The sequence below is a fragment of the [Haemophilus] ducreyi genome (assembly GCF_900109315.1).
Lineage (GTDB): Bacteria > Pseudomonadota > Gammaproteobacteria > Enterobacterales > Pasteurellaceae > Haemophilus_B > Haemophilus_B ducreyi.
This window is the reverse complement of record NZ_FOJC01000003.1, coordinates 18,919-31,812: the sequence shown is the minus strand read 5'-3', so window position 1 is coordinate 31,812 and position 12,894 is coordinate 18,919. Positions and strand designations below refer to the sequence as shown.

The window sequence follows — 12,894 nt, the reverse complement described above, 5'->3', positions numbered from 1 at the left end:
AGAATAATGATAAAAACGACTTAAAGTAATGCGGCTACTTCATCGCTGATTTCACCATTATGATAAACATTCTGGACATCGTCACAATCTTCTAACATATCGATTAATTTTAATAGTTTCGGTGCGGTTTCTGCATATAAATCAACGGTTGTAGACGGAATCATTGTTACTTCAGCTTCTTGAATGTTGAAACCGGCGGCTTCAATTCCATCTCTGACTGAACCTAAATCTTCCCATGCGGTGTAAATTTCAAATGAACCGTCTTCTTGTGCTTGAATATCATCTGCACCGGCTTCTATTGCCGCTTCTGTTAAGGCATCTTCATCAGCGTTTGCGATTAAAATTAAGCCTTTTTTACTGAATAAGTAACCTACTGAGCCTTCTGTACCTAGATTGCCACCACATTTGGTAAAGCTAGGGCGGACTTGTGAAATAGTGCGATTAGCATTATCACTTAAACATTCAACCATCACGGCAGTACCACCTGGTCCATAGCCTTCATAGATTTTAGTTTCCATATTGGTATCGTCACCACCGCCAACACCACGCTCAATAGCACGATTGATGGTGTCCCGTGTCATATTGCTTGATAATGCTTTATCTACTGCTGAACGTAACCGTGGGTTTGCTGCAACATCACCCCCTCCGATTTTGGCTGCAGTAACTAATTCACGAATTAATTTAGTAAAAATTTTACCGCGTTGTGCATCTTGTGTTGCTTTACGGTGTTTGATGTTAGCCCACTTACTATGACCTGCCATTGTAATTTCCTTTATTTTTTTGTTTCAATCTGCTGTAGAAAATAGTGTCTGCATTCGTTAGCACAATTTTCTACGTTTAATTTAAGCGGCCTGGTTAAGCAAATATTTTGCAATCGCTGCCGCATTATTGGGGGATTTCGTTAGATGAATTGCTTCATCAGCAGAAAGCCATTTAAACGTTAAATGTTCGGTTAATGTTGGTGTTTGTTCATTGGGTAATGCTAATAAAAACCAATGTTCACAACAATGTGTCACATTCGGCGCATATTTATAGCGGAAATGTGGAAAAATCTCAAATTTTACTGATTTTTGACAATCATAAATCGTTAGTTTTTGCTGGATAATATCAATGCCAACTTCTTCCAAAACTTCCCGTTTTGCTGCTTCTAAGGCAGATTCTTGCTGTTCTAATGAACCTGTTACTGATTGCCAAAAACTCGGATCATCTTTGCGTTGTAGCATTAAAATTCGCTTAGTATTTTGTGCATAAATAACAATTAATACAGAATTTGGATTTTTGTATGGGGTAGTGAGCATTTTTAGCAAAAACTCTCATTATTGTTGTAATCATTTTAATAAAAAAGACCGGTTTTTTAAATATTACAAAATGCCCCAATAGTGTGGGGCAATTTTGAGGCTGTTATTCAGTTTCAATCGTGGTCTGGATAGCTAATTCTTGTAATACTTGTGGATTTGCATAGCTTGGTGCTTCGGTCATTAAACAAGCGGCTGCTGTAGTTTTTGGAAATGCAATGACATCACGAATGTTTTCTGTACCTGTGATCAACATCGTTAAACGGTCTAAACCAAAAGCTAAGCCAGCATGTGGAGGTGTACCAAATTTAAGTGCATCTAATAAGAATCCAAATTTTTCCTGCTGATCTTGTTCATTAATACCTAAAATATTGAAGACAGTTTGTTGCATTTTAGGATCGAAAATACGAACTGAACCACCACCGACTTCATAGCCGTTGATAACCATATCATAGGCATTAGCAACCGCTTTGATTGGATCGGCTGCTAATTGGTCAGGTGAAAGATCTTTGGGTGCAGTAAATGGATGATGCATTGCAGATAAATTGCCTTCATCATCTCGCTCAAACATTGGGAAATCAATAACCCATAATGGTTTCCAAGCGGTTTGATCAGTTAATGCTAAGTCTCGACCAATTTTTAGGCGTAAGGCGCCCATTGCATCGGTCACTACTTGCCATTTATCTGCGCCAAAGAAAAGGATATCACCGCTTTGGGCAGCAGTGCGTTCAATTAATGCATTGAAAATCTCTGCATTTAAGAATTTAGCCACAGGGCTTTGGATACTGTCCATTCCTGCGTTGATATCATTAATTTTTGCCCAAGCTAAGCCTTTAGCGCCATAAATCGCTACAAATTGTGTATATTCATCAATTTGTTTACGCGTTAAGGTTGCACCATTTGGTACGCGTAAAACCGTTACTCGCCCATCAACGGCATTTGCGGGTTCATTAAAGACGTTAAATTCAACATTTTTAACGATGTCGGCGATATCCACTAATTCAATAGGATTACGTAAATCAGGTTTATCTGAACCAAAACGTTGCATCGCTTCTTGCCAGCTCATGATCGGGAATTTACCCAAATCGACATTTAGTCGATCTAACCATAAACCGTGGATCATATTTTCCATTAAGGCACGGACTTCCTCAGCGGTTAAGAAAGAGGTTTCTACATCAATTTGTGTAAATTCTGGCTGGCGGTCTGCGCGTAGATCTTCATCACGGAAGCATTTGACGATTTGATAATAGCGGTCAAAACCGGACATCATTAGTAATTGTTTAAATAGTTGCGGTGATTGTGGTAATGCATAAAATTTGCCTTTATGAACACGGCTTGGCACTAAATAATCACGTGCGCCTTCAGGCGTTGCTTTAGTTAACATGGGCGTTTCAATATCTAGAAAGCCGTGTTCATCCATATAACGACGCACAAAACTAGTAATTTTGGCGCGTGTTTTGAGATTTTCTGCCATTTTATGGCGACGTAAATCTAAATAGCGGTATTTTAAGCGTTGTTCTTCGGTATTATTTTGATTGAAATCGAGCGGTAGTGCTTCAGCATTGTTATAAACCAATACATTTTGCACTAGAACTTCAATCTCACCAGTAGCCATTTCTGGATTGATTTTCGCTTCATCACGGGCAATAACTTGACCTTGAATTTGGACACAAGCTTCGGTGCGTAATTGAGAAGCCACTTTAAAGAGAGTGTCATCTTTTTCATCAAAAAAAACTTGTATGATTCCTTCACGATCACGGATTTGCATAAAAATAAAACGGCCAAGGTTACGGATACGGTGAACCCAACCGCTTAATGTAACAGCTTGTCCAACGTGAGAGCGGTTTAACGTACCGCAATAATGAGAACGCATCATAAAAATATCCTTTAAATTTTAATAACAGTTATCCTCACAAAATAATGAGGAAAAATTTGGGCGATTATAGCAGAAAATTGCTTAAAGTTGGATTTTGCCATAAAAACAGGCGGTCAGTTTTACTAATTTTTTTGTAAAACTGACCGCTTATATGAATTGTCGGTGTATTCGCTTAATTTGGTAGGAGGGGGTTAGCGAATGCCTAATACTTTTCGGCCATTAATTGAGGCAATATTTGCCATTTCTTCTAAATTAGTAAAACGACAACCGGCAGAAAGTAGACTCAGTTCTTGCCACATATCACCTTCACATAATGGCACCATATAATCACAAATATTATCTGTGCCAATTGCCACGGTAATCCCTTCTGGGATTAATTCATCAGCGGGTGTTAATGCATTGTGAAAGGGTTGTAGATCTTCTTTACGGCCGCTATCAATCCAAGCCATCGGGCAAGCAATCACCATCATTTGTGCATCGCGCATTTTCTGGTAAAGTTGTTGACGATATGGTTTTGGATGGGCTTCGATAGATATACCATGAATGGCAACAACTTGACCTTGCATACCGAATTCAATGGTTTTATCACATAATTGCTCTGTTTCTTTTTCTTTATCACTATTAAATTGATCAACGTGTACATGTAACATTTTGCCAAGTGATTTTGCGGTATCCAGTAAAATTTCCATCGCTTATAAACTTTGTCCGTGATCTAATTCATCACGGTAAGGCAAGCCACCAATTATATCAACCATTTGTGAACCAATATCAAACCATTTTTTAGCAGTGGGTTCAATCACACCTTTTAAGGTTTGGTTGGCAAATTTTAAGTTGATATCACTTTGATACAATTCTCGCGCTTTATGGGCGGCGATAATGGCTCGATCTTCACACACAGCATCAATATCGACAAAAGTACCAAACGCAGTAACGCCTTGAGAAATCATTAATTCAATCGCTTGGCTAAAACGGCGATAATAGTCGTCTATACTTGAGGTACGTTTGACTTCATCCACTAAATCCCATTTTTGTTGTAAGTTTGCATTTTGGTAAATGGTGATTTTTTCGGGCGTCATGGTAAAGGCACGATCAGCGTGACCATGTGCATTTACCCAGTCACCTTTTTTGATAATTTCATCACGAATATGGCCTTTAAGCGTACGAATTAGTTGGCTCATTTTATCTATTCCTCTTGTATGACTAAATTTTTGCTAAAAAAAAAGATCTCATTAAAATGAGATCTTTCAATAATTTAATAATGCCAAAAAAAAGACCAAATACCATATATTAAATGATGTTTGGCTTAAATAACTGTTTAAATAAGTTGTAAGGTATTGCATATGAATTTTCTAGTCCTCTTATTAGCACTAGAAATATAGTATAGCAATTAATTTCAGATAAGGCAAACCTTTGCCTGTGCTATGTTTGCATTCTATTTCTTACTGGCTTAGAATACATTGTTCTCATTGGGGTGCTGAAAATAAGCTGAGAAATACCCATAGAACCTGATCTGATTCGTATCAGCGTAGGGATTTGAGGCCATTTCTACTACAACTAGGAATTTTACCGCTCAAATCCTTCTAGGTTATGTTTTGTTAGAAGGACTTTTTATATGAAATTTACCAAACTTATAGCATTTTCTGCGGTGATCTTCAGTGGCAGTCTATTTGCTCAAAAACCACTTTTAACGGTTTATACCTATGATTCTTTTGCTTCCGATTGGGGGGCCGCGCCCAAATTAGAGGAAAAATTTGAAAAAGTATGCGATTGCGATGTGAAATTTATACCGTTTGAAGACGGTATTACTATGTTGAACCGCATTCGTTTAGAAGGTAAAAAAACAAAAGCGGATATAATGTTAGGCATTGATAATTTCACAATGCCTGAAGCGGTTAAATCAGGCTTATTTGCTGTGCATAATTTGTCAATAGATCAAATTAAATGGCAAGACAATACATTTTTTCCATATGATTACAGTGAATATGCTTTTATTTATAATAAAGAGAAGATAACTAATCCGCCTAAATCACTTAAAGAGCTAGTCGAACGTCAAGATTTAAAAGTGATTTATCAAGATCCACGGACAAGTACTGTCGGCAGAGGCTTGTTATTTTGGTTAAATACTGTTTATGCAGGCAATGCGGAGCAAGCTTGGAAGACATTAGCTAAACATACGGTTACCGTTGGCAAGGGGTGGTCAGAAACTTATGGTGCTTTCTTAAAAGGCGAGTCAGATTTGGTTTTAAGTTATACCACTTCGCCTTTATACCATTATTGGCACGAGCAAACCGATAAATATGTGGCTGCTGAATTTGAAGAAGGCCATTTAGTGCAAACGGAAGTGGCGGCTATTTTAAAAACAAGTAAACAGCCTGCTTTAGCTAAGGCATTTTTAACCTTTTTACATCATCCAGAAGCCCAAAAGATTATTGCGTATCATAATGTAATGAAACCTGTCATCACTACGGAAGTGGATCCAGCATTTGTCCGATTACCAACGTATAAAACACTTGCTTTTGAACAACCCGAATCTAACGTAGTGAAGCAGTGGATCGCTACGTGGGCAAAAAGTTGGAATTAAATAACGATACTATTTTTACGGCTAATAGAATTTTTAGCCGTTTTTCAGCTATAAGCGATAACAATTTTCATCATTTTTGCAAATTATGTTTGCCAAAAAGGTTAACATTTGATATCTATACGCCCTTTTGAACGGTCTCAACTTTTATAAGTTATATTCAAAATCAGGCTGACTTATCCAACAAGGAGTGCAATTATGGTTCAAGTGGCAACTACCACTTCACTAGGTTTATTAGCTTTAGCTGGCGTGACGCCTTATCAACCTAAGAAAGATGAAGAATATATGAATGATGCTCAAAAAGAGCATTTTCGTAAAATTTTACGTGCATGGCACGTGCAAATTATGGAAGAAGCTGAGCGTACTAAAAATCAAATGCAGGAAGAAGTGGCGAATTTTGCTGATCCTGCTGATCGTGCTACCCAAGAAGAAGAATTTAACCTTGAGTTAAGAAACCGTGATCGTGAACGTAAGCTACTTAAAAAAATTGAGCAGACGTTAAACAGCATTTCTGAAGATGATTATGGTTATTGCCAAACTTGTGGTGTAGAAATTGGTTTACGCCGTTTAGAAGCTCGTCCGACTGCGGATATGTGTATTGACTGTAAAACATTAGCTGAAATCCGCGAGAAACAAATGGGGCTTTAGTTAGTATAGGTACATAGGAATGGACAATGAATAATTGTCCATTATTTTTAACTATTGATTGTGATTTTTTCATTATTCAGGACGAGGTGGATTATTTTTAACTACATTAAGTCGTTATTTTCACGACAAAAAAAAGCTAAAAAACAACCGCTTGTAACGCCAGAAATGGCTGATATGGGTTTAGTAACTAGCAATAAAGCGGGTAAATGGCGAGCTAAACCAACAAAATCTAAAGGCAGTGAAGCCTTAATAAAGCAAAATAAAAAACAATCAGAATTAACGGTTGCCCATCAGTTACATAAAAAATTCACCGTAAGTGCTAACCATTATCAAATCTATCCGAAAGATTTCCCGAAAAACGCCTTAGCTATTGTAGAGAAGTTAGACAAAGCCGGTTATGAGGCTTATCTAGTGGGTGGGTGTATCCGTGATTTATTGTTAGGCCATAAAGCAAAAGATGTGGATATTGCCACTAATGCTAAACCTGAAGAAATTCAGAAAATCTTTGGGCGACAATGTCGTTTAATTGGGCGTCGTTTTCGTTTAGCGCATATTGTGTTTGGTCGAGAAATATATGAGGTTGCTACTTTTCGCGCTGATCACAGTATCACTGCGAGCGATAAGATCTCTAAAATCAGTGATCAAGGAATGTTATTACGTGATAACGTGTATGGCTCATTAAGCGATGATGCAGAACGGCGTGATTTTACTGTAAATGCACTTTACTATGATTCAAAACGGCAGTTAATTTTTGATTTTTTCGATGGCATTAATGATTTAAAACACGCTAAGTTGCGCTTAATTGGTAATCCGGTGACACGTTATCAAGAAGATCCGGTAAGAATGTTACGCGCGGTGCGATTTATGGCTAAATTGGATATGTTCTTAGATAAGCCTAGCGATGCACCTATTTATGAATTGGCGTCTTTGTTGAAAAATATTCCAGCCGCGCGTTTATTTGATGAATCATTGAAGTTATTGCAATCAGGTCAAGGTTTTAAAACTTATCAATTAATGCGTCAATATGGACTATTTGAACAGTTATTCCCAGTGTTAACCCCCTTTTTCACCGCACAGAATGATTCACAAGTAGAGCGGATGTTGAGCAAAGCATTAACAGCAACAGATGAGAGAATTCGCGATCGTTTGCATGTTAACCCTGCTTTTTTATTTGCTGCGTTATTATGGTATCCACTACGTGAAAAGATGGATGTTTTAAAAAATGAAGGTGGTTTGAATAATTATGATGCAATGATGTTGGCGGCTAATGATATTTTGGCAGAGAGCTGTAAAGCGATTGCCTTGCATCGTCGTCATACTGCCGTTATTCATGAGGTTTGGGCATTACAATTTCAGTTTGTAAAACGTACCGGTAAACGTCCTCTACAGACGTTGGAACATGTTAAATTCCGCGCAGCCTTTGATTTATTAGTGATGCGAGCAGAAATTGAGGGCGGGGATTTAGTTGAATTATCGGCGTGGTGGCATGAGTTTCAATTTAGTAATGATCACCAACGGGTTGAAATGTTGAAAACTGTCCGCCATTTACCGCAAACTGAGCATAAAAAACGGCGTCGTAAAACATTTAGAAAGAAAAAAAACGTCACGAAAACGCCACTTATCGTAAGTTAATTTATTTGAAAATGATATGAAGCGCGTTGTTATGGCATTGGGTTAAGTCGTGGATTAAGTGAAAATGAAGACAGTTTATATTGCGTTAGGATCAAATCTGAATAATCCATTAATTCAGCTTAGGCAAGCGGTCGCTTCTTTGCAACAATTTGCCGTAAATCTTGAAGTGAGTCCTTTTTATTGTAGTCAGCCAATAGGACCACAAGATCAGCCGGATTATGTTAATGCAGTCGCAAAAATGGAAATTAATTTGACCGCTTTTCAGTTGTTAGATCAATTACAAGCGATAGAACAACAGCAAGGGCGTGTTCGATTACGCCGTTGGGGAGAACGAACCTTAGATTTGGATATTTTGCTTTATGCGAATGAACAGATCAAAACCGATCGTTTGACTGTGCCACATATTGAAATGAAAAATAGGGTATTTGTGATTGTGCCATTATATGATTTAGCGCCTCAGTTAGTCTTGCCAAGCGGTGAAAAATTAGCGGATATTTATGCGCTTTTTAAAGATCATACCATGCAGATCCTATCGCAGGCAGAAAATTAACTATTATGCTTAATTAACCGCTCTATTTTGTTTGCTAGCAGGAAATTGCTCTATTTTAGTTTCTAGCTGTTCTTGCTTATTGTCTGAGGTATGGATAATTGCACGCGCTTTCTCATCAAATTTCACATCAATTTTATGGTCAACAACCACATTCATATTAATTGTGATGCCTTCTTTAGGTGTTTCTAGTTGTATTTTTGGCGTGCAAGCGGTCATATTTAGGCAAGCAATCATTAATAACAGTATTTTATTCATTTGTGCGATCCAGTTTTTGATAAATTGAATTTTCAAAATTTTGTTCAACGTAAGTGCCAGCATTTAGTGTCCGCCATAGTTTAAATACATTTTCTTGATGATGGTAGTTAAAGTTAATTTTCGTCTGTGCTTGTTGATTTAATTGCATATTTAACTTGGCTTGTAATGCCATTTCGCCTTCAGAATTAATATTTACCTTGCTAGTTAAATCAGTAATGCGTGTGTCGTGTAGCAAATATGCTAATAAACGTTCAGAATAACCACTACTCTGTGAAATAGCTTGCATCAATTCAGGGGCAATTTTTAGCCTAGAACTAACCGCTTGCGCCATTGATCCATTACATACATAACAAGGTTTTCCTTCAATCCAAAAAGGAAAAGTTGCATTAGCACGTCCTTTTAACTCAATTTGTTGATATTTAAGCAAAGCTAAAATTTGTTCAAAATTAATTTGTGATAAATGAAGATAAGCGACTTTAGTTTGTGGTAAGGCAAAATGTTCTATCCTCAAAGCGCCATCTAATAAATTCATTGATAGTTGTTCTAATTTTAATGGTTGTTGTGGCGTATAAGGATAATGTCCAAAGACTTTTGCTCGAATATTTGTAATCGGTAAGCCAACATTTAGATAAGCGATTTTTAAATTAATAGGTTGTTTTAAACCAAAGTCTAATTGATTGTTTTTTAAGCGATAAGGTAAGCTAAATTCAAGCCCTTTTGCTTCCCCATATGGCATTGAAATAGCGCCATTACGAATAGCAAAATGTCCTCCGGTGACTAAACCATTGGCGGCACTGACACTAAAAGCCGTTTCACCACGAATAGTGCCTGCGGTAATTAACCAATTTTGTCTAAATGGAAATAGTGATTGAAAAATATTAGCGGGCTGTTCTTTCCAATATAAACGACCTAATAAAGTACTGCTTTGTTCTGTTAGTTTTCGACGTGCAAATAATTTTAATGGGCCAATTTTATCTGCGCGAATTTCGCCTTTAAGGTTTAAATTTTCTATTTCACCATTGGCTTGTAAAGTGGCGGTTGGGCTAAGTAGTTGGCCGCCATAATCGAAATTAATTTCAGGTGCTTTAATTTGAACCCTACCGGCTAAATGCCATTTTTGGTAGGCAAACTTGATCGGTTCAAGTAAACGTAATTCTGTGTTGGGAATGGCGATGCCTTTTTGATAGATCTTGCCCAACGAACCGGTCAATTCATTGATTTGCACTAAATTTTTATGCCAATTACCACGTCCGCTGAGTTTTAGGCTGTCAGCTAGGTTTTTTATTTTAGTCGATCCCCAAATCTTCCAATGCCATTGGTCTTTGGCGGACTGATCTAGCGCAGCATCTTTGAAAAAATCGAGTTGTCCCATTTTGAAATGCTGTGCCATACCATCTAGATGAAAGTGAATATTTTCAAAGTCCGGGCTTTCGCCTTTGAATAAGGCTTGCAAGCGGCCATTAATGCCATATTTATTGATCTGAATCCCCGCTAATGGAAAACGTAATTCTTTAATCGTTAATAAGCGTTCTTTACCCACTAAACGTAGCAATGATTTAGGTTGAAATTTGAGTGTTAAATCGTCAAATTTACCTTTAAAATCAATGGGTAAAGAACTATATAATACCATATCATTATATTTGATATTGCCGGTAATTTGGAGCGGTAGATTTACGCTATCTTTATGCAATTCACCCGCATTATTTTGTAATACAATATTGGCTTTTCCTGCCGTTTTACTCTGAGAAAGTAAGCTGACGCGTAAATAAGTTTTGATCGGATAAAAATCCGCTTGGGTAAAGCTATTTGGTGTTAGTCTTGCATTAATAAAACCTTGTAATGGAAAGTCACTTAACCAATCTAGATAAAATTTGCCTTGTTTAATTTCCAGCGTTTGTTGGTCAACAGTAAAAGGAAACTGTAATTGATTGGTTGGATCAGCAACTGACGTGAATAACCATTCTCCTACACGTGTTTGTTGTTGATCATTCGTCCAACGAAGTGTAGTTTTACCTTCTCGAATAGTATCATTTTCAATTATTTCTTTTGGCATTCTCCAGTGATAATGTCCTTCAAATGCAGTTGGAATCTCAAATAGATTGTCGACGAGCGTACTTGAAAAAGACAAGTTATGTTGTTCTTGTTCACGGGGTTGATAATGCACTTTAGCCGATAAATGATGGTTGGTTAATGTAGCGTCTAATTTGAGCGCTTGTTGTTGGATAAATGCGGTTAAATTATCTTGAAAAAAAGTAACTTTTGCGTAACTAGCGTGGCTAAAAAACGCTTTGAGGCGTGTTGGTATGTTGTCAGGAATATTTAGCCAAGTAAGTGATTTTAGCTCTGCTTCGCCTTCGGGTAATAATGCCAGCATAGCGTTGAGCGAGAGGGTGTTATTTTCGCTAGCGGTCTTTGGAATTTTGGCAAAACAGGCATAATCTAGCATTGCGTTATCAATTGAAATACGACGTTGACTATGCCAATGGATAGCGAATTTATCCACTGCAATCAATGGACAACCTTGATAGGATAGTGAAAATTGATCAAGCGAAGCCCCTTTTAAGGTGGTATTAATGCTATTTACCGTATTTAATTGCCAACTGGTTGGCAATAGCCAATTAATTACCCGCGTAAAATGAACGCTAGATAATAATGCTAGGCTGCTTATGCTAAATAAAGCGAAAAAAACAATAACAAATAGGCTTCGTTTAAACATTAGGTTTTACACATTGGTGAATGGATAAAGCATCGCAAGCAACACGGCTAAAGTCCAAGCAAAAGGGTTTTTGACCTGTTTTTCTGCCTTGCCAATTAAGAGCCAGCTAAGCAGTGCAAAAATAATGAACTGCGACAAAAAGTAAATTAAATAAGGCAATAATGATATTGTAGGCATAATTTGCCATTGTTGGTAAAGCACAAAAATTACCCAAACATAATTTAATACTAATATGATCAATGCCAACTGGATTAAGCATTTAAAGAAAATATCTAAATTACTTCTCGACAACATTAAATACCAGCCTGCGAGTAAAATACCCAGTAATAATTGAGCGAAATTATTGGCGCGAATGCCATGAAATAATGAAGGAAGTTCAAACCAATAAATTATAAGGTATTGAATAACACCAATAGCCACTATGCCAAATGCACTGTAAATTAACATTGCGTTTGGTTTTGCATGCGCAGAGAAGAACCAATAAAAAATAACCAACATTAATGATGCAACACAAGCTAATAACATAGGATTGTGTGTAGGTGTAAAAGCAAGTGAATAGGCTAGATTGCCGAAAGCGAATACTGATAAAAATTTTAAGACAAACAATAAACGCCCTGCTTGACCAGGACAGATTTGCCCTTGTGATAACACGAACAACGCAATTAAGTTAGTTATGAAAAAGGCTAATAAATAAGGCGAAATGAAGATACTATTTGCCGGAGCAAAATAGTAGTTGAGTAACATCTGAATAAATAGCATTAAGAGCATCGGTAACAATGCATAGCAGGCTATATCATATTTTGTTTCAGAACTATGATCGTGTGACATAAAGTAGGAAGCGTGAAAAATGATTTTAAGGCAGAATTATGCCATAATAAGCACAATTTTTTAACTATAATGAGGATTTAATTATGCGAATTTTGCATACTATGTTGCGCGTGGGGAATTTAGAACGTTCAATCAAATTTTATACTGAAGTATTGGGTATGCGTTTGTTGCGGACTAGTGAGAATGAACAATATAAGTATAGTTTAGCCTTTTTAGGTTATGCCGATGAAAGTGAAAATGCGGTGCTTGAATTAACGTATAACTGGGGAGTAGATCACTACGATTTAGGTAATGCTTTTGGGCATATTGCATTAGGTATTGATAATATTTATACCACTGTTGAAGCGGTTCGGTTAGCAGGCGGTAAAATCACGCGTGAGCCGGGCCCGGTATTAGGCGGTAAAACAGTGATTGCTTTTGCCGAAGACCCTGATGGCTATAAAATTGAGTTTATCGAGAATAAAAATGCACAGGCAGCGTTAGGTAATTAAGTGACGGTAGTTAATAAATTGAAGA

General features: G+C 37.2%; 11 protein-coding genes, 1 pseudogene and 1 riboswitch. Of the genes and pseudogenes, 5 read left to right on the top strand and 7 right to left on the bottom strand.

What is annotated here, in order from left to right; all coding sequences use genetic code 11:
• Positions 1-20 precede the first annotated feature (20 nt).
• The 4 genes and pseudogenes from BMX01_RS02385 to BMX01_RS02370 all read right to left on the bottom strand — a co-directional run bounded on the left by BMX01_RS02385 (position 21) and on the right by BMX01_RS02370 (position 4,349).
• A complete protein-coding gene (locus BMX01_RS02385) occupies positions 21-761 on the bottom strand; it encodes a YebC/PmpR family DNA-binding transcriptional regulator (RefSeq protein ID WP_064082693.1) in 741 nt (246 codons plus the stop codon).
• A gap of 81 nt (positions 762-842) precedes the next feature.
• Positions 843-1,298, bottom strand: coding sequence for a dihydroneopterin triphosphate diphosphatase (nudB, locus tag BMX01_RS02380; protein ID WP_064082694.1), 456 nt, complete (start codon positions 1,296-1,298; stop codon positions 843-845).
• Positions 1,299-1,401: 103 nt separating this feature from the next.
• The gene (gene aspS / locus BMX01_RS02375; protein ID WP_064082695.1) at positions 1,402-3,171 is read right to left on the bottom strand and encodes an aspartate--tRNA ligase; all 1,770 of its coding nucleotides are present in this window, start codon (positions 3,169-3,171) and stop codon (positions 1,402-1,404) included.
• Positions 3,172-3,362: 191 nt separating this feature from the next.
• Positions 3,363-4,349, bottom strand: a pseudogene (locus tag BMX01_RS02370) (amidohydrolase family protein).
• 279 nt (positions 4,350-4,628) lie between these two features.
• Positions 4,629-4,721: riboswitch (TPP riboswitch) on the top strand.
• 62 nt (positions 4,722-4,783) lie between these two features.
• Here BMX01_RS02370 and thiB point away from each other — a divergent pair.
• The 4 genes from thiB (at position 4,784) to folK (ending at position 8,579) form a co-directional block, all read left to right on the top strand.
• A complete protein-coding gene (gene thiB, locus BMX01_RS02365) occupies positions 4,784-5,752 on the top strand; it encodes a thiamine ABC transporter substrate binding subunit (RefSeq protein WP_064082696.1) in 969 nt (322 codons plus the stop codon).
• A gap of 195 nt (positions 5,753-5,947) precedes the next feature.
• Positions 5,948-6,397 (top strand): RNA polymerase-binding protein DksA, encoded by a 450-nt coding sequence (dksA, locus tag BMX01_RS02360; protein ID WP_010944586.1) that lies wholly within the window; start codon positions 5,948-5,950, stop codon positions 6,395-6,397.
• A gap of 60 nt (positions 6,398-6,457) precedes the next feature.
• Positions 6,458-8,029, top strand: coding sequence for a polynucleotide adenylyltransferase PcnB (gene pcnB / locus BMX01_RS02355; protein ID WP_412556279.1), 1,572 nt, complete (start codon positions 6,458-6,460; stop codon positions 8,027-8,029).
• Positions 8,030-8,093: 64 nt separating this feature from the next.
• Positions 8,094-8,579 carry a 2-amino-4-hydroxy-6-hydroxymethyldihydropteridine diphosphokinase gene (folK, locus tag BMX01_RS02350; RefSeq protein ID WP_064082697.1) on the top strand — a complete coding sequence of 162 codons (486 nt, stop codon included), beginning with the start codon at positions 8,094-8,096 and terminating at the stop codon, positions 8,577-8,579.
• A gap of 9 nt (positions 8,580-8,588) precedes the next feature.
• Here folK and BMX01_RS02345 read toward each other — a convergent pair whose 3' ends face one another.
• Genes BMX01_RS02345 through BMX01_RS02335 form a run of 3 tightly spaced genes read right to left on the bottom strand, consistent with a single transcriptional unit; the run spans position 8,589 to position 12,378 of the window.
• A complete protein-coding gene (locus BMX01_RS02345) occupies positions 8,589-8,834 on the bottom strand; it encodes a YnbE family lipoprotein (RefSeq protein WP_064082698.1) in 246 nt (81 codons plus the stop codon).
• Complete coding sequence (locus BMX01_RS02340) at positions 8,827-11,550, bottom strand: YdbH family protein (RefSeq protein ID WP_074647695.1); 2,724 nt, start codon at positions 11,548-11,550, stop codon at positions 8,827-8,829. Before BMX01_RS02340 ends, BMX01_RS02345 begins: the two co-directional genes overlap by 8 nt.
• Before the next feature lie 6 nt (positions 11,551-11,556).
• On the bottom strand, positions 11,557-12,378 hold the full coding sequence (locus BMX01_RS02335; RefSeq protein WP_064082700.1) for a hypothetical protein: 822 nt from the start codon (positions 12,376-12,378) through the stop codon (positions 11,557-11,559).
• 83 nt (positions 12,379-12,461) lie between these two features.
• On the opposite strand from BMX01_RS02335, the gene gloA reads away from it, so the two are divergent.
• Complete coding sequence (gloA, locus tag BMX01_RS02330) at positions 12,462-12,869, top strand: lactoylglutathione lyase (protein WP_064082701.1); 408 nt, start codon at positions 12,462-12,464, stop codon at positions 12,867-12,869.
• The last annotated feature ends 25 nt before the right edge of the window (positions 12,870-12,894 follow it).

Bases quoted from the DNA above. Each gene is read 5' to 3' on its own strand.
- BMX01_RS02385 (WP_064082693.1), bottom strand. From the start codon at position 761: ATGGCAGGTCATAGTAAGTGGGCTAACATCAAACACCGTAAAGCAACA.
- nudB (WP_064082694.1), bottom strand. From the start codon at position 1,298: ATGCTCACTACCCCATACAAAAATCCAAATTCTGTATTAATTGTTATT.
- aspS (WP_064082695.1), bottom strand. From the start codon at position 3,171: ATGATGCGTTCTCATTATTGCGGTACGTTAAACCGCTCTCACGTTGGA.
- thiB (WP_064082696.1), top strand. From the start codon at position 4,784: ATGAAATTTACCAAACTTATAGCATTTTCTGCGGTGATCTTCAGTGGC.
- dksA (WP_010944586.1), top strand. From the start codon at position 5,948: ATGGTTCAAGTGGCAACTACCACTTCACTAGGTTTATTAGCTTTAGCT.
- folK (WP_064082697.1), top strand. From the start codon at position 8,094: ATGAAGACAGTTTATATTGCGTTAGGATCAAATCTGAATAATCCATTA.
- BMX01_RS02345 (WP_064082698.1), bottom strand. From the start codon at position 8,834: ATGAATAAAATACTGTTATTAATGATTGCTTGCCTAAATATGACCGCT.
- BMX01_RS02340 (WP_074647695.1), bottom strand. From the start codon at position 11,550: ATGTTTAAACGAAGCCTATTTGTTATTGTTTTTTTCGCTTTATTTAGC.
- BMX01_RS02335 (WP_064082700.1), bottom strand. From the start codon at position 12,378: ATGTCACACGATCATAGTTCTGAAACAAAATATGATATAGCCTGCTAT.
- gloA (WP_064082701.1), top strand. From the start codon at position 12,462: ATGCGAATTTTGCATACTATGTTGCGCGTGGGGAATTTAGAACGTTCA.